Source organism: Microbacterium sp. NPDC055599, assembly GCF_053618975.1.
This window is the reverse complement of sequence record NZ_JBSHIM010000011.1, coordinates 103,316-126,202: the sequence shown is the minus strand read 5'-3', so window position 1 is coordinate 126,202 and position 22,887 is coordinate 103,316. Positions and strand designations below refer to the sequence as shown.

General features: G+C 73.1%; 20 protein-coding genes and 1 pseudogene. 11 read left to right on the top strand and 10 right to left on the bottom strand.

The window, feature by feature from the left end; genetic code table 11:
• Positions 1–6 precede the first annotated feature (6 nt).
• The gene (gene paaZ, locus ACWGQ1_RS12460; protein ID WP_136032117.1) at positions 7–2,088 is read left to right on the top strand and encodes a phenylacetic acid degradation bifunctional protein PaaZ; all 2,082 of its coding nucleotides are present in this window, start codon (positions 7–9) and stop codon (positions 2,086–2,088) included.
• Between the two features lie 36 nt (positions 2,089–2,124).
• On the opposite strand, the gene ACWGQ1_RS12455 is transcribed toward paaZ, so the two are convergent.
• The 8 genes and pseudogenes from ACWGQ1_RS12455 to dhaK all read right to left on the bottom strand — a co-directional run bounded on the left by ACWGQ1_RS12455 (position 2,125) and on the right by dhaK (position 10,539).
• A complete protein-coding gene (locus ACWGQ1_RS12455) occupies positions 2,125–2,739 on the bottom strand; it encodes a TetR/AcrR family transcriptional regulator (RefSeq protein WP_136035420.1) in 615 nt (204 codons plus the stop codon).
• Between the two features lie 62 nt (positions 2,740–2,801).
• On the bottom strand, positions 2,802–4,127 hold the full coding sequence (paaK, locus tag ACWGQ1_RS12450) for a phenylacetate--CoA ligase PaaK (RefSeq protein WP_247638495.1): 1,326 nt from the start codon (positions 4,125–4,127) through the stop codon (positions 2,802–2,804).
• Positions 4,128–4,151: 24 nt separating this feature from the next.
• On the bottom strand, positions 4,152–4,580 hold the full coding sequence (gene paaI / locus ACWGQ1_RS12445; RefSeq protein WP_136035418.1) for a hydroxyphenylacetyl-CoA thioesterase PaaI: 429 nt from the start codon (positions 4,578–4,580) through the stop codon (positions 4,152–4,154).
• Between the two features lie 114 nt (positions 4,581–4,694).
• Complete coding sequence (locus tag ACWGQ1_RS12440) at positions 4,695–5,969, bottom strand: sensor domain-containing protein (RefSeq protein ID WP_366627200.1); 1,275 nt, start codon at positions 5,967–5,969, stop codon at positions 4,695–4,697.
• Positions 5,970–6,158: 189 nt separating this feature from the next.
• Positions 6,159–7,811, bottom strand: a complete 1,653-nt coding sequence (gene ptsP / locus ACWGQ1_RS12435; RefSeq protein ID WP_452313067.1) for a phosphoenolpyruvate--protein phosphotransferase — start codon at positions 7,809–7,811, stop codon at positions 6,159–6,161.
• Positions 7,812–8,075: 264 nt separating this feature from the next.
• Positions 8,076–8,906: pseudogene (locus tag ACWGQ1_RS12430) on the bottom strand (HPr family phosphocarrier protein); the annotation flags it as partial.
• Positions 8,906–9,547 (bottom strand): dihydroxyacetone kinase subunit DhaL, encoded by a 642-nt coding sequence (gene dhaL, locus ACWGQ1_RS12425; RefSeq protein ID WP_206251602.1) that lies wholly within the window; start codon positions 9,545–9,547, stop codon positions 8,906–8,908. The gene dhaL and the pseudogene ACWGQ1_RS12430, both read right to left, overlap by 1 nt.
• Positions 9,547–10,539 (bottom strand): dihydroxyacetone kinase subunit DhaK, encoded by a 993-nt coding sequence (gene dhaK / locus ACWGQ1_RS12420; protein WP_136030276.1) that lies wholly within the window; start codon positions 10,537–10,539, stop codon positions 9,547–9,549. Before dhaK ends, dhaL begins: the two co-directional genes overlap by 1 nt.
• 147 nt (positions 10,540–10,686) lie before the next feature.
• Between dhaK and ACWGQ1_RS12415 the strand changes: the two genes are divergently transcribed.
• Positions 10,687–11,454 carry an IclR family transcriptional regulator gene (locus ACWGQ1_RS12415; protein ID WP_136030274.1) on the top strand — a complete coding sequence of 256 codons (768 nt, stop codon included), beginning with the start codon at positions 10,687–10,689 and terminating at the stop codon, positions 11,452–11,454.
• A gap of 16 nt (positions 11,455–11,470) precedes the next feature.
• On the opposite strand, the gene ACWGQ1_RS12410 is transcribed toward ACWGQ1_RS12415, so the two are convergent.
• Positions 11,471–13,678, bottom strand: a complete 2,208-nt coding sequence (locus tag ACWGQ1_RS12410; protein WP_452313057.1) for a DEAD/DEAH box helicase — start codon at positions 13,676–13,678, stop codon at positions 11,471–11,473.
• A gap of 89 nt (positions 13,679–13,767) precedes the next feature.
• On the opposite strand from ACWGQ1_RS12410, the gene ACWGQ1_RS12405 reads away from it, so the two are divergent.
• The 8 genes from ACWGQ1_RS12405 (at position 13,768) to ACWGQ1_RS12370 (ending at position 20,464) form a co-directional block, all read left to right on the top strand.
• A complete protein-coding gene (locus ACWGQ1_RS12405; protein WP_136030270.1) occupies positions 13,768–14,187 on the top strand; it encodes a pilus assembly protein CpaE in 420 nt (139 codons plus the stop codon).
• A gap of 88 nt (positions 14,188–14,275) precedes the next feature.
• Positions 14,276–15,253, top strand: coding sequence for a 1,2-phenylacetyl-CoA epoxidase subunit PaaA (paaA, locus tag ACWGQ1_RS12400; protein WP_136030268.1), 978 nt, complete (start codon positions 14,276–14,278; stop codon positions 15,251–15,253).
• On the top strand, positions 15,253–15,558 hold the full coding sequence (gene paaB, locus ACWGQ1_RS12395; RefSeq protein WP_042539384.1) for a 1,2-phenylacetyl-CoA epoxidase subunit PaaB: 306 nt from the start codon (positions 15,253–15,255) through the stop codon (positions 15,556–15,558). Before paaA ends, paaB begins: the two co-directional genes overlap by 1 nt.
• Positions 15,555–16,424, top strand: a complete 870-nt coding sequence (gene paaC, locus ACWGQ1_RS12390; protein ID WP_452313056.1) for a 1,2-phenylacetyl-CoA epoxidase subunit PaaC — start codon at positions 15,555–15,557, stop codon at positions 16,422–16,424. The genes paaB and paaC overlap by 4 nt, the downstream gene beginning before the upstream one ends.
• Positions 16,421–16,921 (top strand): 1,2-phenylacetyl-CoA epoxidase subunit PaaD, encoded by a 501-nt coding sequence (gene paaD, locus ACWGQ1_RS12385; RefSeq protein WP_452313055.1) that lies wholly within the window; start codon positions 16,421–16,423, stop codon positions 16,919–16,921. Before paaC ends, paaD begins: the two co-directional genes overlap by 4 nt.
• A complete protein-coding gene (gene paaE, locus ACWGQ1_RS12380; RefSeq protein ID WP_452313054.1) occupies positions 16,921–18,081 on the top strand; it encodes a 1,2-phenylacetyl-CoA epoxidase subunit PaaE in 1,161 nt (386 codons plus the stop codon). The genes paaD and paaE overlap by 1 nt, the downstream gene beginning before the upstream one ends.
• A gap of 13 nt (positions 18,082–18,094) precedes the next feature.
• Positions 18,095–18,865 carry an enoyl-CoA hydratase/isomerase family protein gene (locus ACWGQ1_RS12375; RefSeq protein ID WP_136030010.1) on the top strand — a complete coding sequence of 257 codons (771 nt, stop codon included), beginning with the start codon at positions 18,095–18,097 and terminating at the stop codon, positions 18,863–18,865.
• A gap of 75 nt (positions 18,866–18,940) precedes the next feature.
• Positions 18,941–20,464 (top strand): ATP-dependent DNA ligase, encoded by a 1,524-nt coding sequence (locus ACWGQ1_RS12370; RefSeq protein ID WP_452313053.1) that lies wholly within the window; start codon positions 18,941–18,943, stop codon positions 20,462–20,464.
• Position 20,465: 1 nt separating this feature from the next.
• Here ACWGQ1_RS12370 and ACWGQ1_RS12365 read toward each other — a convergent pair whose 3' ends face one another.
• Positions 20,466–20,975 carry a phosphoribosyltransferase gene (locus ACWGQ1_RS12365; protein ID WP_136035815.1) on the bottom strand — a complete coding sequence of 170 codons (510 nt, stop codon included), beginning with the start codon at positions 20,973–20,975 and terminating at the stop codon, positions 20,466–20,468.
• 165 nt (positions 20,976–21,140) lie between these two features.
• On the opposite strand from ACWGQ1_RS12365, the gene ACWGQ1_RS12360 reads away from it, so the two are divergent.
• Positions 21,141–22,865 (top strand): thiamine pyrophosphate-binding protein, encoded by a 1,725-nt coding sequence (locus ACWGQ1_RS12360; protein ID WP_452313052.1) that lies wholly within the window; start codon positions 21,141–21,143, stop codon positions 22,863–22,865.
• Positions 22,866–22,887 lie beyond the last annotated feature (22 nt).

Below are 22,887 nucleotides of genomic sequence, written 5' to 3'. Positions count from 1 at the left end.
ACCCCCATGACCGAGATCCTCCCCAGCTACGTGCAGGGTGCGTGGTGGACCCCGTCCGCCGACACCGAGGCCACCGAGGTGCGCGACGCCTCCACGGGCGAGGTGGTCACGCGCGTCTCCACGACCGGGCTCGACCTGGGCGCCGCCCTGGACCACGCGCGCACGGTCGGGCAGGCGTCTCTCGGCGCGCTCACCTTCCACCAGCGGGCCGTGCTGCTGAAGAAGCTCGCGCTCGCCCTCACCGCACGCAAGGAGGAGCTGTACGCGCTGTCGAGCCGCACGGGTGCCACGGCGCAGGACTCCTGGGTCGACATCGACGGCGGCATCGGCGTGCTCTTCGCCTACTCCAGCAAGGGCCGCCGTGAGCTGCCCAACGCGAAGGTCTACGTCGACGGCGCCGTCGAGAACCTCTCGCGCGACGGCTCGTTCCTCGGCCGCCACATCTACACGCGCCTGCCCGGGGTGGCCGTGCAGATCAACGCCTTCAACTTCCCGGTGTGGGGGTCGCTGGAGAAGTTCGCGCCCGCCTTCCTCGCCGGTGTGCCCACGGTCGTGAAGCCCGCGACCCCCACCGGCTACCTCACCGAGGCGATGGTGCGCGTGATGGTCGAGTCCGGGCTGCTGCCCGACGGCTCGCTGCAGCTGGTGTCGGGCAGTGTGCCTGACCTGTTCGACCATCTGCGCCTGGGCGACCTCGTGGCGTTCACCGGCTCGGCCTCGACCGCGGAGCGCCTGCGCGCGCACGACGCGGTGCAGACCGGCGGTGTGCGCTTCACGAGCGAGACCGACTCGATCAACGCGTCGATCCTCGGCACCGACGCCGTGAGCGGCACCCCCGAGTTCGACGCCTACGTGAAGCAGCTCGTGACCGAGATGACCTCGAAGGCCGGGCAGAAGTGCACCGCGATCCGCCGCGCCATCGTGCCTGAGGACGCGGTTGACGACGTGATCGCCGCCGTGCGCGCGCGCCTGGAGCAGCGGATCGTCGTGGGCGACCCGCGGGCCGAGGGCGTCACGATGGGCCCGCTCGCCTCCCTCGCACAGCGCGACGAGGTGCGCCGCCAGGTGCGACGGCTGCAGGAGGGCGGCGGCGAGCTCGTGATCGGCTCGACCGACGACCCCGCCGTGCGTCACGCCGACGGCAGCGAGGCGACCGCCCCCGACGGCGCCTTCGTCGCCCCGATGCTGCTGCGCTTCGCCGACGCGACCAGCCCCGCCGTGAACGAGATCGAGGCGTTCGGCCCGGTGTCGAGCATCGTCGGGTACCGGTCGCTGGCCGAGGCGTCGGAACTCGTGGCCCGCGGCGGCGGCTCCCTCGTCACCAGTGTCGCGACCCACGACCCCGAGGTCGCGACGACCCTGGCGGCCGGCATCGCCGCCTACAACGGCCGGGTGCTGTTCCTCGACCGCGACGACGCGCGCAGCTCGACCGGTCACGGCTCCCCCCTGCCCAACCTCGTGCACGGCGGACCGGGCAGGGCGGGCGGCGGCGAGGAGCTGGGCGGCATCCGCGCCGTGCTGCACCACATGCAGCGGACGGCCGTGCAGGGCTCCCCCGAGATGATGACCGCGCTCACCGGCGTGTGGCATCAGGGCGCGACGGCGCGCCCGTTCGAGGCGAACGACGGCGTGCATCCGTTCCGCAAGTCGCTGTCCGAGTTGCGGATCGGAGATCAGGTCGCGAGCCCCTCGCGCACCGTGACCCTCGACGACATCGAGACGTTCGCGGCGTTCACGGGCGACACCTTCTACGCGCACATGGACGAGGCCTCCGCGGCCGCGAACCCGTTCTTCCCCGGACGGGTCGCGCACGGCTACCTGCTGGTGTCGTGGGCCGCTGGGCTGTTCGTCGACCCGGCGCCGGGACCCGTGCTGGCCAACTCCGGCCTGGAGAACCTGCGCTTCGTGACGCCCGTGTCACCCGGCGACGAGATCCGGGTCGAGCTCACCGCCAAGCAGATCACCCCGCGCGAGACCGACGAGTACGGCGAGGTGCGGTGGGATGCGGTGCTGAAGAACCAGGACGACGAGATCGTCGCGACCTACGACGTGCTCACGCTCGTCGCCAAGGAGCTCGCCGCCGTGTGAGCGCCGGGGCGCCGGGCGGGCGGGGTGTCCGGCGCCTCAGCGGCGGCGCAGGCCGTCGAGGGCGATGGCGACCACGTCGTCGGCGAGCCGGTCCGCGCCCTCACGCCCTCCGGGGCGGTACCACTCGACGATCGAGTTGATCATGCCGAACGTGAGGCGGGCCACGACGGCCGCGTCGATGTCGGAGCGCAGCGACCCCTCCGCCTGCGCCTCTCCGACGAGCGCGGTGATGCGCCGGTCGAACGCGCGACGGCGCGTGAGCGCGCGCCGCTCCACGTCGGTGTTCCCGCGCACCCGCAGCAGCAGGGTCACGGCGGGCAGCTGCGACACGAGCACGTGCACGGCGCCGCGCAGCACGTGCTCCAGGCGCGCGACGGCGTCGGGCGCCCGGCCGCCGTCCGTGAGCGGCAGCGGATCGTCGACAACGGCCTCCAGGCCGCTGAGGGCAGCGTCGAGCGCCCGGTCGAGGATGTCGTCCTTCGAGGCGAAGTGGTGGTAGATCGCCGACTTCGACAGGCCAAGGCGCTCGGCCAGCTTGCCGATCGAGGTCGCGTCGTAGCCGTGCTCGTTGAACGCGGCGACCGCGACGTCGAGGATCCCCTGCTGGTCGTACCCGGGGCGGCCGCGCCGCGTGGTCTGCATCTCGGACATCCCCCACAGTCTCCCATCGCGGCGCCCCCGCGCCGTGCAGGCGGCGCGATCTCGACGCCGTGTCAGCGCAGGTCGTAGACGCGCTTGTACTTGCCCTCGCTGCGGGGCAGGGCACCCGGCTCCTCCAGCCGCACCGCGACCGTCGACCCGACGAACACCTTGATGCGCTGCGCCAGCACCTTCGCCGCCGCCGCGCACGTGTCCACCGAGAGGTCGGGGTGACGCTCGATGCGCACGGTCAGGGCGTCCATCCGCCCCTCCTTCGTCAGCTCCAGGATGAAGTGCGGGGTCAGCTGCTCGATGCCCAGCACCAGCTCCTCGATCTGCGTCGGGAACAGGTTCACGCCGCGCAGGATGATCATGTCGTCGTTGCGACCGGTCACCTTCTCCATGCGCCGCATGCCCGGCCGCGCGGTGCCCGGCAGCAGGCGCGTGATGTCACGCGTGCGGTAGCGGATCACCGGGAACGCCTCCTTGGTGAGCGAGGTGAACACGAGCTCGCCGCGTTCCCCGTCGGGGAGCGCCTCGAGCGTGTCGCCGTCGATCACCTCGGGAAGGAAGTGGTCCTCCCACAGGTGCGGCCCGTCCTTGGTCTCCAGGCACTCGTTCCCGACCCCGGGCCCCATCACCTCGCTGAGCCCGAAGATGTCGAGCGCGTCGAGGTCCAGGCGCTGCTCGAGCTCGTGCCGCATCTCGTTCGTCCACGGCTCGGCACCGAGCACCGCCACCTTCAGCGACGTCGACCGGGGGTCGATGCCCTGCGCGGCCATCGCATCCGCGATCGTGAGCAGGTAGCTGGGCGTGCACAGGATGGCGTCCGGCTCGAAGTCGCGGATCAGCTGCACCTGCCGTGCCGTCTGCCCGCCCGACATCGGGATCACCGTCGCGCCCAGGGCCTCGATGCCCGCGTGCGCTCCGAGGCCGCCCGTGAACAGGCCGTAGCCGTAGGCGTTGTGCACCTTCATGCCCCGCCGGATGCCGCTGGCCCGCAGCGACCGCGCCACGAGCGAACCCCAGCGGTCGAGGTCGCCCCGGGTGTAGCCGACCACGGTCGGGCGGCCCGTGGTGCCACTGGAGGCGTGGATGCGGGCGACCTCGTCCATCGGCACCGCGAACATCCCGAACGGGTAGGTCTCGCGCAGGTCGTCCTTCGTCGTGAAGGGCAGGCGGCGCACGTCGTCGAGCGACCGGATGTCGTCGGGGTGCACGCCCGCCTCGTCGAACTTGCGGGTGTAGAGCGGCACGTGCGCGTAGGCGTGGCGCACGGTCCGTTGCAGCCGCTCCAGCTGAAGGGCCTCGAGCTCCGCACGGCTCAGGCGCTCCTCGGGGTCGAGTTCCTCGGCGGCGGGCGGGCGGAGGGCGGAAGCGGGGGCGGTCGTCGTCGACACGGGGGCTCCTCGGGTTTCGGCGGGTCAGTGGGTCTGGGGCGTGGTGCGGGAGCGGCCGCGGAACTCGGCGACGGTGTCGCCCTGCTCGTCGACCACGGTGACGTCGTAGATGCCGGAGCGCCCGGTGCGGGTGCGTCGCACGGCCGTGGCCGTGAGGGTCTGCCCGGCGACGGTCGGCTTGAGGAAGGCGATGTCGGCTCCGGCCGCGACCGTGACCCGGTCGTCCTCGTTGCAGGCGATCGCGAAGGCCGTGTCGGCGAGCGCGAACACGAACCCGCCGTGGGTGATGCGGAAGCCGTTGGTCATGTCGTCGCGCACGCGCATCGAGACGACCGCATGACCGGGGTCGTCGCGCTCGACCGTGAGCCCGAGCATCGCGGACGCGCGGTCGCGCTGCATCATGGCGCGATTGGGCTGCACGGCCTCCGCCGTCTCCGTCGTCACATCCGTCATCGCCGACCTCCTCGTCGCGCTGGGGACGGGACGCCGCGGTCCCGCTCGGCCCATACTAACTGAACGATCGGTCAGTAAGACAGAGCGGGACCGCAGCCCGACGCAGAGCGTGCGTCAGTCGACGGTGAGGGGCGGGGTCAGCGTCGCGTCCTCCACCGTGATCCCGGTGATGACGGCCGCCGGATCCGCGGCGTCGCGGTCCGCGCGGAAGCGAACCACGCCGCCCTCCCTCGTCGCCCACTGATAGAAGTCCTCGCCGGACGAGACGATCTGCAGGAACGTGCCATCGGGGAATGCGGCGACGGCGTCAGCGAGCGGCGCCCCGATGCGCACGCCCTGGGCCGCCGGGAGCAGGTCGCCGTTCGGCTCGACGTCACCGTCCAGGTTCGCGATGCCGGCGGTCACGCCGCTGAGCCGCGCCCCGTCTTCGGTGAAGTGCAGGATGAGCGAGGACTGTCCGTCCGGACTCACCAGGCGCGCGGCCGTGTCCGTCCAGGTGAACTCCTCGGCCGTCGCCCCGGGGACCGCGGCGAGCGCGGCGGCGCGGTCGGCACCGAAGATCAGAGGACCGACGCCCGTCGGCGTCAGCTCCCACGTGCTCCAGTCGGCGGAGGGATCCTGCGCGGACGGCGTCGGCGTGACGGGCGGCTGCGCGGTGAGCTCGTCCACGAGCGCGGTCTTCGCCTCCACCGCACGGTCGCGCAGCAGGAGCGCAGCGGCCTCCGCGTCGAACGCGGAACCGTCCTGCGCCGGCTGCCACGCGTGCACGATCACGTTGCCGACCGCGGCGAACGCGTGGTGTGCACGCCACGGGCTCCCCGAGGAGTCGAGTTCCAGCGTCCCGGCGAAGGCGCGGACACCATCGCCGTCGGGAGCCACGGAGGCCGTGAAGGACCCCGGCCCCTGGGCGTCGAACTGCGCGCAGCTCTCGACCGTCGACACGAGGTCGTCCATCCGAGCGGACGCGTTCTCCTCCGAGGCGAACTGCAGGATCTCCTGCCTTCCGCTGTTCCCGGCGTCTGCGCCATCGACCCACGGCACCGTGCGCGCGCCGACGCTGCGCATCGACGTCTCGCTGATCAGGAGCCTGCAGACGGCCGGAGCGAAGTCGGGACCGCCGCCGTCGGCGTACTGCACGAGCGTGTCCGTGATCGCGGTCGCGGGCGGTGCCCCCGGGAAGAGGCCGGCGACCTCCTGCGGAGTCAGTGCGAACGACTCCAGCTCGTCGCCGACGAAGAGCAGCGGCCCATCGTACGGCTCCGGCGCCGAGGTCGACGGCGCGGCCGAAGGACTCGACGCGGGCTCGGGAGTCGGTGCGCACGCGGACACCCCCGCGAGCGCCCCCACGAGGACGGCCGCGAGGCCGCCTCGCGCGATCGATCTCTTCACGAACGACATGCTGGACATTCGACCCTCCGGTGGTCTCTCACGCGCCGACGGCGCGTCCCCTGCCGCGAGCGTAGTGGTCCGGCCCACCAAAATACTGGCCAGCCGACCACCGTGACGAGAACGATACGGATCGCATGCCCGCATCGGCATACACCGCGCCCCGACCGCAGAAGCCCGCGTCGGGCGCCGTCACCCGGCGCGCGTCACGGCCGCCCGCGCCTCGGCCGCCGTGGGGGCGCCGGCCGCGGCCTCGGCCATCCGACGGCAGTCCTCGACGGTCACCGCGTCCAGCGCCGCGGCCACCCGTCCGAGCGCACGCGGGGTCATCGACAGGGAGGTCACGCCGAGCCCGACCAGCACGGGAGCGAGGGCCGGATCGCCCCCGGCCTCACCGCACACCCCGACCGGCTTCCCCGCCGCGCGGCCCGCCGCACCCACCATGCCGATCAGGCGCAGGACTGCGGGCTGCCACGGGTCGTTCAGCTCGCCGAGGTCGCTCAGCAGGCGGTCGGCCGCCAGCGTGTACTGGGCGAGGTCGTTCGTCCCGAGGCTCACGAAGTCCACGACCTCGAACAGCTCGGCCGCCAGCAGGGCGGCAGCGGGCGTCTCGATCATGATCCCGACGCGGTCCAGCCCGGCGGCGTGACACCGCTCCGCGAACTCCCGCGCCTCCTCGACAGTCGCGACCATCGGCGCCATCACCTCGACCTCGGCCGACTCCGCATCCGCCGCGCGCGCGAGGGCCCGCAGCTGATCGTCGAGCAGGGCGGGGTTCCGCCGGGCGATGCGCAGTCCGCGCACACCGAGGGCCGGGTTGTCCTCGTGATCGGCGTTCGCGAAGGGCAGCGGCTTGTCGCTGCCCGCATCGAGCGTGCGCACCACCACCTTGCGGCCGGGGAACGCGGCGAGCACTCCGCGATACGCCTCGACCTGCTCGTCGATCGTCGGCGCATCGACACGGCCGAGGAAGCAGAACTCGGTGCGGAACAGGCCGACGCCCTCCGCCTGCGCGGCCGCCGCCGACGCGGCATCGCTCGCACCGCCGACGTTGGCGAGCAGCGGGAGGCGCGTCCCGTCCGCCAGGCGCCCGCGACCGTCGAAGGTCACGACGGTGGACGCTGCGCGCGCGGACGCCACGTCGACCTCATCCGGATCGACCGTGACGGTGCCGCGTTCTCCATCCACCAGCACGGTGGTGCCCTCGGAGATCGCGAGGGCGCCGGCGAGCCCCACCACCGCGGGGAGCCCGAGCGACCGCGCGATGATCGCGGTGTGCGAGGTCGGGCCGCCCTGCTCCGTCACCAGCGCCACGCACCGCCCCCCGTCCAGGGTGGCGGTGTCGGCCGGCGACAGGTCGGTCGCCACCAGCACGAACGGCTCGTCGCGCTCCGGCACACCCGGCAGGTCGACCCGCAGGATCTCCGCGATGATGCGATCGCGCACGTCGCGGATGTCGGCGGCGCGCTCGGCCATCCGGCCGCCGAGCGCGAGGAGGGCCTTCTCGTGCGTCGCGGACGTCTCCCAGACGGCGCGCGCGGCCGTGCGTCCCTGCGCGCGCACGAGCTCCGTCGCCTCCGACACCAGCTCCGGGTCGGACGCGAGGAGCCGGGACGCATCGAGGATCGCGCGGGCCTCGCCGGTCGCCTGAGCCGTGCGCGAGCGCAGCTGGTCGGCCACGGCCACCGCGGCCCACTCGATCGCCGACACCTCGGCCTCGCGCTCGTCCGGCGCGACCACCGTCTCGGCGTCGGGCTCCGGCAGCGGCGGCGCCACGTGCACCACCGGCGCCGCGACCCTCCCCGGGCTCACACCGCGCCCCCGCAGCACGGCCCCGGGCTCGATCGGCACCGGTCCGTCCGCATCGCCGTCCACACCCGCTGCGTCCGCAGCCGAACCCGCTCTCTCCCCGTGGGCGTCGTTCGTCTCCGCGCCGGCGCCACGGCTCCCGGTCTCCGCGGCGGCGGCAGCACCCGGGCCGTCCGCCGCGACGGACGCATCCGGACCCCCGACGGTGGCGCGAGCGCCCTCTCCGCCGGCACCGTCCGCGGCTCGGGTGTCGCGCTGTGCGTCCTCCGTGCCCTCGCCGAAGCCGTCGTCGAACAGGGCGACCAGCCGGTCGAGGGCGGCCCCGGCATCGGGACCGCGGCCGATCAGCTCGAACTCCGTGCCCTGCCGCGCTCCGAGTGCGAGCAGGCGCGTGAGGCTGCGCGCCGCCGCCTCGATCCCGTCGGGCAGCCGTCGCAGGCGCACGTCCGCGCCACCGGCGGCCTCCGCGATCAGGGCGGCCGGGCGCGCGTGGATGCCCAGCGGGTTGCGCACCCGCACGCGACGCACACTCGCGCCCTCCTCATGCGCGCCCGACTCCGACGGGTCCGCCGGAGTCCCGCCCGTGGCCGCGGATCCTGACCCGCTCGGCGAGTCCCCCCGCGTCCCTGGCTCCGACTCCGGCACGGTCGCGGACCCGGTCGTCGTACCCGCTCCCACCCCCGTGCTCCCGGCGGCGCCCGCCTCCGCCTCGGGCTCCCCGAGCTGTCCGCTCTTCGCCACCAGCGCTCCGGTCGCCTCCGCGGCCACGGCGTCGAGGTCGGCCCCGGCCGCGGCGGCGACCACCGCGGCGAGCAGCCCCTCCACGAACGGCGCGGGCGCCAGTCGCACCGGCACGTCGCTCGCCCGCAGCTCCAGCGCGAGCTCGGCGCTCAGCACCGCGGACCCGAGGTCCATCAGCACCAGCACCCCGTCGCAGTCCGCGGCGAGGGCATCGATCGCGGTCGCGACGGCCACGGCGTCGGTCCCGAGTACCGGGGCACCGTCGGCGTCGACCCCCGCACCCGCCGCCACCTCGACGCGCACGCCTCCCCCCGGCACCATCTGGAGGGCGAGCTCGAGCGCCGCCTCCCCGAGCCGGGCGCTGTGGGAGACGGCGACGATGCCGATCATCAGGCGCTGTCCGCGATCGCGGCGGCGAGCGTGTCGAACAGGATCGCGGTGGAGGCCGCGCCCGGGTCGAGGTGCCCCGCGCTGCGTTCGCCCAGGTAGCTGGCGCGCCCCTTGCGCGCCACCAGGTCGAGGGTGGCGTCGCGCCCCGCGGCCGCCGCGTCGGCCGCCGCCCGGGCGGCGTCGCCCACCGAGGACCCGTCGGCGAGCGCCGCGTCGAACGCATCGACCGCCGGCGCCATCGCGTCGTACATGGTCTTGTCCCCCGCCTCGGGTTTGCCGCGGGCGACGATGCCCTCGAGTCCGGCACGCAGGGCCGCGGCGAGCGCGGGGCCGTCCAGCTCCGAGACCGCTCCGGCGGACATGCCCATGCGCAGGAAGAAGGTGCCGTACAGCGGGCCGCTCGCTCCGCCCACCGAGCTCACGAGCGTCATGCCGACCGTCTTCAGCAGCTCGTCGGCCGTGGCCGGGGTCCCCGCGGCGAGCTTGTCTCCCACGGCGGCGAAGCCGCGGGCCATGTTGGCGCCGTGGTCGGCGTCGCCGATCGCGGAGTCCAGCTCGGTGAGCCAGTCGCGCTGTGCGGTGACCGCGTCGCGGTAGCGGGTGATCCAGTCCGCGAGCTGCGCGGTGCCGACGGCCGCCATCAGGCGCCCCACCGCAGGCCGGGGGTGACCACGGGTGCGTCCCACAGCCGCAGCAGCTCGTCGTCGGCTTTCAGCACCGTGACCGAGCAGCCGGCCATGTCGAGCGAGGTGATGTAGTTGCCGACGAGGTTGCGGGCGATCTGCACTCCCGACTTCTCCAGGATCGCGGCGACCTCGCCGTACATGAGGTAGAGCTCGATGAGCGGGGTCGCGCCCATGCCGTTGAGCATCACGATCGCGGGACCGGCCGCGTCGATGTCGCCCAGGATGGGTTCGACGAGCTGGCGGGCGATGTCGGACGCGGGCGCGAGCGGCTCGCGGTGCCGGCCCGGCTCGCCGTGGATGCCGATGCCGATCTCCATCTGGTCGTCCGGGAGGTCGAACGTGGGCTTGCCCGCGGCGGGCACGGTGCAGCTCGTGAGCGCCATGCCCATCGAGCGCCCCTGTCCGTTGATGCGCTTCGCCAGCTCGACGACGGACGCGAGGTCGCGCCCCTCCTCGGCGGCGGCGCCCACGAGCTTCTCCAGCAGCACCGTGAGCCCGACCCCGCGGCGTCCCGCCGTGTACAGCGAGTCCTGCACCGCGACGTCGTCGTCGACCACGACCGTGCCCACCTCGATGCCCTCCATCGACGCGAGCTCGGCCGCCATCTCGAAGTTGAGCACGTCGCCGGTGTAGTTCTTCACGATGTGCAGCACGCCGGCGCCACGGTCGACGGCCTGGGTCGCCACCTGCACGCGGTCGGGGGTGGGTGAGGTGAAGACCTCCCCGGCGACGGCCGCATCGAGCATGCCCGTGCCCACGTAGCCGCCGTGCAGGGGCTCGTGTCCCGACCCGCCACCGGACACGACGGCGACCTTGCCCTGCGCCTTGGGCGTGGCCCGCGTGATGACGTGGTTCTCCAGATCCACCGACAGCTCCGGATGAGCGGCGGCGACGCCCCGCAGGGATTCGACGAGGACGTCTTCCGGGGCGTTGATGAGCTTCTTCATCGTGCGATCTCCTTTGATGCATCGTGCGCTGTCCCGAAAATCCGAAAGGAATTCGTTAATGTCGAATATGCTCGGAGCCTGCCGGCTTGTCAAGATCGTTCAGGCGACCGGCGCGACCGGGTCGACGACGACCGGAAGGAGACGCGGATGATCCAGGCGATCGACCGTGCGGCGAAGATCCTCGACCTGCTGCAGGGGGCGCGCCACCTCGGCATCACCGACCTGTCGAGCGCGCTCGGCCTGCCGCCGTCGACCGTGCACGGCATCGTGAAGTCGCTGCGCGCGCACGGCCTGGTCGCCAAGGAGCGCGGAGGGCAGCGCTACATGCTCGGCCCCACCCTGCTGCGCCTCAGCAACGTGTACCTCGACAGCCTCGACGTGCGGGCGCGGTCCATGCGCTGGACCCAGGAGCTCGCCCGCCGCACGCACCTCTCCGTGCGCCTGGGAGCGCCGCACTTCACCGACGTGCTGGTGATCCATCACAACCTGCGCCCCGACGACAGCCAGCAGATGCTCGAGACCGGTATGGCGATCCCCGCGCACGCCTCCGCGATGGGCAAGGTGCTGCTCGCGTACGACCAGGGGTTCCAGCGGACGGTGTTCGACGCACCGCTGCGCAGCCTCACCGGCGACACGGTCACCGACGTCGCGCGGTTGACGCTGGAGCTGCCCGCGATCGCCGAGCGGGGCATGGCGGGCGAGTTCGACGAGGCCGTGCTCGGTGAGTCGTCGCTCGCGGCGCCCGTCGCCGATGCCTCCGACGCGATCGTCGCCGCGGTCGCCGTGGTCCTGCCGACCTCGCAGACCCCCGCCTCGGACGCCGTCGTGAACGCTCTGCGCGAGACCGCGAGGAACATCTCCCGCGAGCTCGGCGCGACCTCCTGGCCCCCGCGCATCTCCCCCGCCGACGACTGAGCCCGGGGCCCCGGCGTCAGCCGCGGAGGGCGAGCGCGAACGGGAGCACCGCGGTGGCCCCGGCACGACGGAGGGTGCGCGCGGCGACCGTCATGGTCCAGCGACTGTCGACGAGGTCGTCGACCAGCAGCACGGGGCCCGCTGGCACCTCGAGGTGCGACGCGTCGAAGCGGTCCCACACGCCCGCGAGCCGGAACACGCTGTTCCCTCCCGACTGGCCGGACGGTCCCCCGCCGCGCAGCTCCAGAGCGCCCAGGTACGGCAGTCGCCCGATGTCGGCCAGTCCTCGCGCCAGCGAGTCCACCAGCAGCGGCCGCGACCGCGAGGGCAGGGCTACCACGGCGACGGGCCGCTCCGCCCACCCCCACCCGGCGAGCACGCGCACGCACGCCTGCACCAGCTGCGGGGTCACCGCGGCATCGGGGGCGCCCGCGGCGAAGGTGTCGCGCAGCGCGCCGCCCCAGCCCAGATCGGTGAGCCGCGCCAGCGCACGCCCCTCCTCGGCCTGCTCGCCCGCGGGGATGCGGCCCTTGACGGGCACGTCGAGGCGGTCGGCGCCGGTCGGCCAGGCGCGCCGCGGCTCGATCGGCACGCCCACGCGGTCGAGCGACTCTGCCGCCTGCGCGCTGGCCGTCGACGCCACCTCGGTCGGGAACCAGACGCCCGCGCAGGTGTCGCAGCGACCGCACGGCGCGGCGGTCTCGTCGTCGAGCGCCCGCTGCAGGAACTCCATGCGGCAGCCGTCGGTCCGCTCGTAGTCGAGCATGTGCTGCTGCTCGGCGACCCGCTCGGCGGCGATGCGCTCGTAGCGCTCGGCGTCGTAGGTCCACGGCGCTCCCGTCGCGATCCAGCCGCCCTGCACGCGCCGCACGGCTCCGTCGACGTCGAGCACCTTGAGCAGCAACTCCAGCGGCGTGCGGCGGATGTCGACCAGGGCCTCCAGCGCCGGGGTCGAGATCGGAGCGTCGCCGAGCGCGGCGATCACCCGTTCGGCGCGCTCACGGTCGGGCATCGACGCGGTCGCGAAGTAGTGCCAGATGTCGCGGTCCTCGACTCCGGGCAGCAGCAGCACGTCGGCGTTGTCGCTCGCCCGGCCCGCACGGCCCACCTGCTGGTAGTACGCGACGGGCGACGACGGCGCGCCGAGGTGCACGACGAAGCCGAGGTCGGGCTTGTCGAAGCCCATGCCCAGGGCGCTGGTGGCCACGAGCGCCTTGACCTCGTTGCGCTTGAGCATGCCCTCCGACTCGGCGCGCTCCTCGGCATCGGTCTGCCCGGTATAGGCGCGCACCTCATGCCCGTGCTCACGCAGCAGTCGCGCGGTGTCGACGGCCGCGGCGACCGTGAGCGTGTAGATGATGCCGGAGCCCGGAAGGTCGTCGAGGTGGCTCAGCAGCCAGGCCAGGCGGCTGGCCGAGTCGCGCAGGCGCAGCACGCCGAGCCGCAGCGACGTGCGGGCCAGGGGTCCGCGGATCGTCAGCACCGGCACGGCTCCCGCACCGGCATCCGCTTCCGCTTCCGCACCCGCACCCGCACCCGCACTCGGTGCAGCGGACGCCACAGCCCCACCGGCCTCCCCGGTCGGCAGCGCTCCGAGCTGCTCGGCGACGTCGGCCACCACGCGGCTGTTGGCGGTCGCGGTCGTGGCCAGGACCGGCACGTCGGTCGGGAGCTGGCCGATCAGGTCGCGCAGACGGCGATAGTCGGGCCGGAAGTCGTGCCCCCAGTCGCTGATGCAGTGCGCCTCGTCGACGACGAGCATGCCGAGGCGGGCCACGAGCGCGGGCAGCTGCTGCTCGCGGAAAGCCGGGTTGTTGAGCCGCTCGGGCGACACCAGCAGCACGTCGACCTCGTCGCGCGCGAGCCGCCCCTCCACCTCCGCCCACTCGTGTGCGTTCGTGGAGTTGATCGCCACGGCCCGCACGCCCGCGCGCTCGGCGGCCGCGATCTGGTCGCGCATGAGGGCGAGCAGCGGCGACACGAGCACCGTGGGGCCCCCGCCCTGCCGTCGGCGCAGCAGCGTCGCGACGAAGTACACCGCGGACTTGCCCCAGCCGGTGCGCTGCACCACGAGCGCGCGGCGGCGCCCCTCTACCAGGGCCTCGATCGCCTCGTACTGCCCGTCGTGGAAGTCGACGTCGGCGCGCCCGACCAGCTCGGCGAGAGCGGCGCGGGCGGTGTCGCGGGCGGTGTCGCGGGCGGTGTCGGCGGGTGCGGAGGTCATGTCCTCCACTCTGCCGCACACCGCCGACAGCCCGGTCGTCGCGGCCCGCGATCGGGGGACGGCTGCCGCATGGCGTCTAGCGTGGAGGGATGATCACGCGCGAACTCGCCGTCGCCCTGCGCGATGCGGGACTCACCTGGCACCCCGCGGAGGGCGACCGTTTCCAGCTGGACCTCCCCGACGAGGTGGAGCTTGAGGCCGAGGCCGACGTGTTCACCGTGAGCGGGATGACGATCGAGGCGCGGCAGACCCCCAGCGGCACCGACCTGGCGTTCAACGGCACGACCGAGTGGGCGCTCGATGCGGTGACCCTAGCTGATGCGGTGTGGTTGCCCCGCGAGGATCAGCTGCGCGAACTTCTCCGCGGTACGTTCCGCGCCCTCGTCCGGCTGCCAGACACGTTCCGCGTGGAGATCGAGATCGCCGGGGAGCCGCTGACGTTCGAGCACCCCGACCCCGCGGAGGCCTACGGCCGGGCCCTGCTCGCGCTCGTGTCGCGCTCGCTCTGATCCGGCACCGGTTGAATACCGACGATCGCTGTGTCAGAATTACCTAACGATCGGTCAGTAAAGAAGGCCGGATGGCGAGGAGTCGACGATGACCAGTCCTGCAGACCTGTCCCTCGTGACGGACGAGGCCTCCGCGGAGGAGCGCCTGTTCGAGGAGCTCATCGCGAACGAGCAGCGCATCGAGCCGCGCGACTGGATGCCGGAGGCGTACCGCAAGACGCTCATCCGGCAGATCTCCCAGCACGCGCACTCCGAGATCATCGGCATGCAGCCGGAGGGCAACTGGATCACGCGCGCGCCCAGCCTCAAGCGCAAGGCCATCCTGATGGCGAAGGTGCAGGACGAGGCCGGACACGGGCTCTACCTCTACTCCGCCGCGCAGACCCTCGGCATCACGCGCGACGAGATGATGGACCAGCTCATCTCCGGCAAGGCCAAGTACTCGTCGATCTTCAACTACCCCACCCCCACCTGGGCCGACATGGGGGCGATCGGCTGGCTCGTCGACGGCGCCGCCATCTGCAACCAGGTGCCGCTGTGCCGCGCCTCCTACGGCCCCTACGGCCGGGCGATGGTGCGAATCTGCAAGGAGGAGTCGTTCCACCAGCGGCAGGGCTTCGAGATCCTCCTCACCCTCATGCGCGGCACGGAGGAGCAGCGGCAGATGGCGCAGGACGCCGTGGACCGCTGGTACTGGCCGAGCCTGGCGATGTTCGGCCCGCCCGACGACCAGTCCCCCAACTCCGCACAGTCGATGGCCTGGAAGATCAAGCGCTTCTCCAACGACGAGCTGCGCCAGCGCTTCGTGAGCATGCTCGTGCCCCAGGCCGAGATCCTCGGCGTCACCCTGCCCGACCCCGACCTGCGCTTCGACGAGGAGACCGGCCGCTACGAGATGGGCGAGATCGACTGGGACGAGTTCTTCCAGGTGCTGCGCGGCAACGGACCGTGCAACGCGGAACGGCTGGAGCGCCGCCGCACCGCCCACGAGGAGGGCGCCTGGGTGCGCGAGGCCGCCGCCGAGTACGCCCGTAAGCAGGCCCTCAAGACGAAGGCGGTCGCGTGATGGCCACCCCCGGCGCCGACGAGCGCGAGCCCTGGCCCCTGTGGGAGATCTTCGTGCGCGCGAACCGCGGCCTGAGCCACGTGCACGTCGGCTCGCTGCACGCGCCAGACGCCGACATGGCGATCCGCAACGCCCGCGACCTCTACACCCGGCGCGGCGAGGGCGTGTCGATCTGGGCCGTGCCGGCCGACGCCATCACCACCAGCGACCCCGACGCCAAGGGCGCCTACTTCGAGAGCCCGGCCGGCAAGAACTACCGGCACGCGGTGTACTACACCGCCTCCGAGGGGGTGCCGCACCTGTGAGCGCGCAGCAGCACGGGCACACCGACGTGCACGGAACCGACGTGCACGGAACCGACGTGCACGGAGACGTCTCGGTCGACGAACTGCGGCTGAGCGAGGAGCTGGCGGGCGCCGGCACCACCGCGACCAGCGCCGACCTCGCCGAGTACGCGCTCTGGCTGGGCGACGACGCCCTGATCCTGTCGCAGCAGCTCGGCGCGTGGATCTCCCGCGCGCCGGAGCTGGAGGAGGACGTGGCGCTCGGCAACATCGCCCTCGACCTGCTCGGGCACGCCCGCTCGTTCCTGCACTTCGCCGGATCCTGGGACGGCCGCTCCGAGGACGACCTGGCCTACTTCCGCGACGAGCCCGAGTTCCGCAGCGCCTGGATCGTGGAGCAGCCCAACGGCGACTTCGCCCAGACCATCGCGCGGCAGTTCGTCGTGTCGGCGTACCTCGTGGAGCTGTACGCCGCCCTGCGCGCGAGCTCGGAGCCCACGTTGGCGGCGATCGCGGAAAAGGCCCTCAAGGAGGTCGACTACCACCGCGACCACGCCGTGCAGTGGGTGCTGCGGCTCGCGGGCGGCACGGACGAGTCTCGCGCGCGGATGATCCGGGCCCTGACCGACGTGTGGCCGTATGTCGACGAGCTGTTCCGCGACGAGCCGCTCATCGATCGACTCGGCGACGCGGCCGTGCGCCCCTCCGCGCTGCGCCCGGGGTTCGACGCGGTCGTGGACACCGTGTTCGCCGAGGCCGACCTCGACGTCCCCGCGGTGTCGGCGTCGTCGGCGGGCGGCCGCCGCGGCGCTCATGCGACCCCGCTGGGCCACCTCCTCGCCGAGATGCAGGTGCTGGCGCGACGGCACCCGGGGGCGTCGTGGTGACCGGCACAGCGGCCGGGTCGCGGGCCGAGGCGTGGCGGATCGCCGCGGCCGTGCCCGATCCCGAGGTGCCCGTGCTCACGATCGAGGACCTCGGCGTGCTGCGCGCGATCGAGGTGCACGGCGACACGGTGCGGGTCGACATCACCCCGACGTACAGCGGCTGCCCGGCGATGGACACCATCCGCGACGACGTCGTGCTGGCGCTCACCGCGGCGGGCTGGGCGCAGGTCGAGGTGCGGCTCGTGCTGTCCCCCGCGTGGACCACCGACTGGATGAGCGACGCCGGCGCGCAGAAGCTCCGGGAGTACGGCATCGCCCCGCCCAGCGGCCGCGCCGCGGTGTCGTCGGGGCCGATCCGGCTCGCGCTGAGCGTGCGGTGCCCGCGCTGCGGCTCGCTCGACACCCGTGAGGTGTCGCGCTTCGGCTCGACCTCGTGCAAGGCGCTGTACGAGTGCCGCGCGTGCCTGGAACCCTTCGACCACTTCAAGGTGCACTGATGTCGCTGTTCTCCCCCGCGCGGGCGACGCCGCCCGCGGCCGCCGCACCCGCCTCCCGCGAGCGCACGCGCGCGCGGTTCCACACGCTCGAGGTCGAGGACGTGCGTCCGCTGACCGAGGATTCCGTCGAGGTCACCTTCACGGTGCCGCCCGAGCTCGCCGACGACTACGACCATCTGCCGGGCCAGTACGTGGCGCTGCGCACGACCCTCGACGGCGAGGAGGTGCGGCGTTCGTACTCGCTGTGCCGCGCTCCCGAGCACCGCACCGACGGACGGCCGACGCGCCTGAGCGTGGCGGTCAAGCGCGACGAGGGCGGGCTCTTCTCCACGTGGGCGCAGACGGGTCTGCACCGCGGCTTCCGCATCGACGTGATGAGCCCGCAGGGCACCTTCACCTCGGGGCTCGACGACCTCGACCAGAAGCACGTGGTGGGCATCGCGGCCGGATCGGGCATCACTCCGCTGATGGCTCTCGCGCACACCGTGCTGACGCGGTCGCGGACCTCGCGGTTCACGCTGCTGTTCACGAACCGCTCGACCCTCGACGTGATGTTCCTGGAGGACCTCGCCGACCTGAAGGACCGCTACCCCACCCGGCTCACGCTGCATCACGTGCTGTCGCGCGAGCAGCGCACGGCCCCCGTGCTGTCCGGCCGCCTCGACGAGCCCAAGCTGCGCACGATCCTCGGATCGCTGATCGACCCCTCCGATGTGGACGAGTGGTTCCTGTGCGGGCCGCTCGCGCTCGTCGACCTGTGCCGCGCGGTGCTCGCCGACGTGGGCGTGCCGCGTGAGCACATCCGGTTCGAGCTGTTCACCACGGGTGACGAGCCGGTGCGGGCCGCGCGCCCCGTGACGGTGAGCGCCGGGGAGAAGACGGTGCGCATCGAGGTGAACCTCGACGGCGTCTCCTCGACGGTGGAGAGCCCCGTGGCGGCACGCGAGTCGGTGCTCAACGCGGCCCTGCGGGTGCGCCCCGACGCCCCGTTCGCGTGTGCGGGCGGCGTGTGCGGCACGTGTCGCGCGCGGGTGATCGAGGGCAGCGTCACCATGACGGAGAACTACGCGCTGGAACCCGACGAGCTCGAGCGCGGCTACGTGCTGACGTGCCAGTCCCACCCCACGAGCGACCGCCTGGTCGTCGACTACGACGTCTGATCCGGAGGGCCCCATGATCGACCTCACCATCGCCGACGACGTCGCCACGGTCGTCCTGAACGCGCCCGCGAAGCTCAACGCCCTCGACGAGACCGCGCTCGACGAGCTCGACGCCGCCTACGACGCGGCGGAGGACGCCGGGGTACGGGCGCTCGTCCTGCGCGGCGAGGGCAGGGCGTTCTGCGCCGGTCGCGACATCTCGGCGGTCGACCCGCGCGACGACGACGTGCTCGGCTACCTCGGCGGCGCGGTGACCCCGCTGCTGCAGCGCATGGCGCGGTTCCCCGCACCGACGTTCGCGGTCGCGCACGGGGCCTGTCTGGGCGTCGGACTCGGACTGCTGATCGCGACCGACGTGGTGTACGTGGCCGAGTCCGCGAAGATCGGCTCCCCGTTCGCGGCCCTGGGGGCCACGCTCGACTCCGGTGGTCACGCGCTGTTCCTCGACCGGCTCGGCGCGCACAAGACGCTCGACCTCATCTATACCGGGCGCCTGATGAGCGGAACCGAGGCCGTGCAGTCGGGCCTGTTCTCCCGCGTGTTCCCCGACGACGAGGTGGTGTCGGCGACCGCGGAGGCCGCCGCCGCTGCCGCCCGGGGCGCGACGGCAGCGTTCCTGGCGAGCAAGGAGCTCGTGGCGCGGATCCGCGACGAGAGGCTGACGCTGTGGGACGCGGTCGGCATCGAGAACGCGGCGCAGGCCGCCCTGTGCGACACCGACGACTACCGCGAGGGTTTCGCCGCGTTCCAGGAGAAGCGCAGGCCGAAGTTCCGCGGGCGCTGAACGAGCGACCCCGCCCCAGGGCGGGCGGTGTCAAGCTCCTTCCGCGGTGTCCGCGGCCGGTGGCATGATGCGGGGATGCTGCTCTCCGAGCTCGTCACCACGACCGAGAAGGTCGCGTCCACCTCGTCGCGCCTCGCCAAGATCGACGCGATCGCCGAGCTGCTGCGCGGTGCGGACGAGGCCGTCGTGCCCGCGCTCGTGGGTCTCCTGCTCGCCTCCCCGCGGCAGGGGCGACTGGGGGTGGGCTGGCGCGGGCTGTCGTCGCTCGACATCGCCCATGCCGCGGAGTCGAGTCTCACGATCGCCGAGGTCGACCACGCGTTCGAGGAGCTGTCCACGGCGTCGGGTGCCGGATCCGCCGGGGTCCGCAGCGACCTCCTGCGCGCCCTGGCCACGCGGTCCACCGCCGCGGAGTGGGACTTCCTCGCCAGGGCCATGCTGGGCGAGCTGCGCACGGGGGCGCTCGGCGGCGTGCTGCTCGACGCGATCGCCCGGGCGTCCGATCAGCCCATCGCGCTCGTGCGACGCGCGGCGATGCTCTCGGGCGACCTCGGGGAGACCGCCCGTCTGGCGCTGACCGGAGACGAGGGCGCGCTGGAGGAGGTCGGGCTGCGGGTGGGCCGCCCGGTGCTGCCCATGCTGGCGGCGACCGCGGCCACGCCCACCGCCGCGCTCGAGATCACGGGCCGCGCCTCCGTGGAGTACAAGCTCGACGGCGCCCGCATCCAGGTGCACCGGCACGGCGACGACGTGGGCATCTACACCCGCAGCCTCGCCGATGTCACGCACCGCCTGCCGGAGATCGTCGAGATCGTGCGGGCGCTTCCCGCACAGGACGTGATCCTCGACGGCGAGACGCTGGCGCTCGACGAAGACGGCGGGCCGCGACCGTTCCAGGAGACCATGTCGCGGTTCGGGGCCGACGCCGCGCGCGAACTCGCCCTGCGACCGTGGTTCTTCGACGTGCTGCACCTCGACGGCCGCGACCTGCTCGACGAGCCGCTGTCCGTGCGCCAGGAGGTGCTCGCGGTCGTCGCGGGCGGCTGGCGCATGCCGGGCATCGTGACGGACGACCCCGAGGCCGCCGAGCAGCTGTCGCGCGAGGCCCTCGCGGCCGGACACGAGGGCGTGGTGGTCAAGGCCGTCGACGCCCCCTACGCCGCCGGCCGCCGCGGCAAGTCCTGGGTCAAGGTGAAGCCCGTCCTCACGTACGACCTGGTCGTGCTCGGGGCCGAATGGGGCTCCGGCCGACGGCGCGGGTGGCTGTCGAACCTGCACCTCGGCGCCCGCGATCCGGAGGGCGAGTTCGGCGACCCCGGCTCGTTCGTGATGGTGGGCAAGACGTTCAAGGGCCTGACCGACGCGCTGCTGGAGTGGCAGACCGAGGAGTTCCCGGCGCACGAGTCGCATCGCACCGCCTCGACCGTGTTCCTGCTACCGGAGCTGGTGGTGGAGATCGCTATCGACGGCGTGCAACGGTCGCCGCGCTACCCGGGGGGACTGGCGCTGCGGTTCGCCAGGGTCAAGCGCTACCGCGACGACAAGACCCCGGCCGAGGCCGACACGATCCAGACGCTGCGGGCGCTGCTGCGCGGCTGAGTCAGGCGGAGGGCGCGAGGCCCTCGTCCTCCTCGCGCACGGTGCCCTGGAACGACCACGGGAAGTTGATCCACAGATCGGTGTCCTTCCAGGCGTAGTCGGGCTGGATAATCGTGGAGGGCTTGGTGTAGATCGTCACCGACCGCACGTCGGCGCCCTTGTCCTTCAGCAGCTGCACCGCGAGGGCGAGGGTGCGGCCGGAGTCGGCCACATCGTCCACGAGCAGCACGCGGCGACCGTCGAGGTACGCCATGTCGAGCTCGGGCGGCAGCACCTCGGGGGCGTCGAGCACCGTGCCGATGCCGGTGTAGAACTCGACGTTGATCGCGCCGCAGTTCTTCGCGCCGAGGCCGTAGGCGATGGCACCGGCGGGGAGAAGTCCCCCGCGGGCGATCGCGACGACCACCTCCGGCTCGAAGCCGCTGGCGAGGATGCTCCGCGCCAGGTCGCGCGTCGCCGCGCCGAAGCCGTCCCAGGTGAGCGTCTCGCGCTCGATCGCCGCATCCGTCATCGGTCCATTCTCGCGCATCCGCGAGGCAGGAGCCGCCGCTAGACTGGGCTGGTCCGGCCCGGCCGGTGCCTGAAAAAGAGGCACGAAGCGCTTCGCGATGTCGCGAAGGCGAGACACATACGGATCCCGCAGTCCCTCCGTCCCTGTCTCTCGAAAGGCACCCCCATGCCCACGGTCTCCGCGCACGTCGCCCTCACCCTCGCCCAGCACGTCGATGCCGTCTTCGGGGTGATGGGCAACGGCAACGCCTACTTCCTCGACGCGATCGAGAAGCACACCGACGCCGTCTTCACGGCCGTGCGGCACGAGCAGGGCGCCGTGGTCGCCGCCGACGCGCACTTCCGCGCCTCCGGGCGCATCGCCGCCGGCACCTCGACCTATGGCGCAGGCTTCACGAACACCATCACGGCGCTGGCCGAGGCCGTGCAGGCGCACGTCCCCCTCGTGCTCGTGGTGGGCGACGAGCCCACGTCGGGCCCCCGCCCGTGGGACGTGGATCAGATCGCGCTCGCCTCGGCCGTCGGCGCCCGCACCTATACCGTCGGCCGCGCGGACGCCGCGGCGACCACGGTCATCGCGGTGGAGCACGCGCTGACCTACCGCGTGCCGGTCGTGCTCGCGATCCCCTACGACGTCGCGGCCCTGGAGGCCGGCGACGTCCCGGCGGCGCCCGCGCCGCGGCTGCCCGATCCCCTCGCGCCCCGTGGCGAGTTCGCGGAGGGCATGCTCGACGAGATCGCGGAGGCGCTGCGCGGCGCCGAGCGTCCGTTCCTCCTCGCCGGCCGCGGCGCGTGGCTCGCCGGAGCGGGCGCCGCCCTGGGCGAGCTGGCCGCCCTGACCGGTGCGCTCACCGCCTCGTCCGCCCTCGGTCGCGGCGTCTTCCCCGAGTCGCGGTACGACCTCGGCGTGACGGGCGGGTTCGGTGCCGACGGGGCCATGCAGCTCGTGCGCACGGCCGACGTCGCCGTGGTCTTCGGTGCCTCGCTCAACCAGTTCACGATGCGGTTCGGCGAGCTGTTCGCCCCGGGCACGCGGGTGTTCCAGATCGACGTCGCCCCGGCCGCGACGCACGCCCACGTCGGCGGGTTCGTGCGGGCCGACGCGCGGCTCGCAGCCGAGGCGCTCGTGACACGGCTCACCGACGCCACTCCCCCGGCCGCCGGGGACGACCTCGGAGACGAGAGCCGGCACTCCGGCACCCGCTCCGCGGTGGAGCACGCGACGCCGGCCCGTCCGTGGCGCGAGAGCGTCGATGTCGCAGCCGCGCGCACGTACGACGCCGGTGACGAGCTCGCGCCAGACGGACGCCTCGACCCCCGCTCGGCCGCGCGCCGCATCGCCGAGTTGCTGCCGGAGGACCGTGTGGTGGTGTCGGACGGCGGGCACTTCATCGGCTGGGCGAACATGTACTGGCCTGTCGCGGCGCCCGACCGCATGATGATGGTCGGCACGGCGTTCCAGTCGATCGGTCAGGGCTGGCCGAGCGTGGTGGGCGCCGCCCTGGCCCGCCGGGACTCCACGATCGTGCTGACCTCGGGCGACGGTGGCGGTCTGATGGCGATCGCCGACCTGGAGTCGGCCGTCCGCGCCGCGGGTGGCCGCGGGCTGGCGGTCGTGTGGAACGACGCGGCCTACGGCGCCGAGGTCAACCTCTACGGCCTGAAGGGACTCGCCGAGGCGCCGATGCGCATCCCCGAGGTCGACTTCGCGGCGTTCGGTGCCGCGGTCGGGGCGGAGGGGCTCGTGGTGCGCACGCTGGCCGACCTCGACCGGCTCGCCGCGTGGACCGCCGAGGACCCGGCGACGCGCCGCTTCCTCGTCGTCGACCTGCGCATCTCCGGCGACGTGATCGCCCCGTATCAGCAGGAGATCATCCGCGTGAACTCCTGACCGGGCCCGCCGCTAGGCTCGC

Coding starts and splice junctions, on each gene's coding strand:
- paaZ (WP_136032117.1), top strand. CDS start 7: ATGACCGAGATCCTCCCCAGCTACGTGCAGGGTGCGTGGTGGACCCCG.
- ACWGQ1_RS12455 (WP_136035420.1), bottom strand. CDS start 2,739: ATGTCCGAGATGCAGACCACGCGGCGCGGCCGCCCCGGGTACGACCAG.
- paaI (WP_136035418.1), bottom strand. CDS start 4,580: ATGACGGATGTGACGACGGAGACGGCGGAGGCCGTGCAGCCCAATCGC.
- dhaL (WP_206251602.1), bottom strand. CDS start 9,547: ATGGCGGCCGTCGGCACCGCGCAGCTCGCGGACTGGATCACCCGCTAC.
- dhaK (WP_136030276.1), bottom strand. CDS start 10,539: ATGAAGAAGCTCATCAACGCCCCGGAAGACGTCCTCGTCGAATCCCTG.
- ACWGQ1_RS12415 (WP_136030274.1), top strand. CDS start 10,687: ATGATCCAGGCGATCGACCGTGCGGCGAAGATCCTCGACCTGCTGCAG.
- ACWGQ1_RS12410 (WP_452313057.1), bottom strand. CDS start 13,678: ATGACCTCCGCACCCGCCGACACCGCCCGCGACACCGCCCGCGACACC.
- ACWGQ1_RS12405 (WP_136030270.1), top strand. CDS start 13,768: ATGATCACGCGCGAACTCGCCGTCGCCCTGCGCGATGCGGGACTCACC.
- paaA (WP_136030268.1), top strand. CDS start 14,276: ATGACCAGTCCTGCAGACCTGTCCCTCGTGACGGACGAGGCCTCCGCG.
- paaB (WP_042539384.1), top strand. CDS start 15,253: ATGGCCACCCCCGGCGCCGACGAGCGCGAGCCCTGGCCCCTGTGGGAG.
- paaE (WP_452313054.1), top strand. CDS start 16,921: ATGTCGCTGTTCTCCCCCGCGCGGGCGACGCCGCCCGCGGCCGCCGCA.
- ACWGQ1_RS12375 (WP_136030010.1), top strand. CDS start 18,095: ATGATCGACCTCACCATCGCCGACGACGTCGCCACGGTCGTCCTGAAC.
- ACWGQ1_RS12370 (WP_452313053.1), top strand. CDS start 18,941: ATGCTGCTCTCCGAGCTCGTCACCACGACCGAGAAGGTCGCGTCCACC.
- ACWGQ1_RS12365 (WP_136035815.1), bottom strand. CDS start 20,975: ATGACGGATGCGGCGATCGAGCGCGAGACGCTCACCTGGGACGGCTTC.
- ACWGQ1_RS12360 (WP_452313052.1), top strand. CDS start 21,141: ATGCCCACGGTCTCCGCGCACGTCGCCCTCACCCTCGCCCAGCACGTC.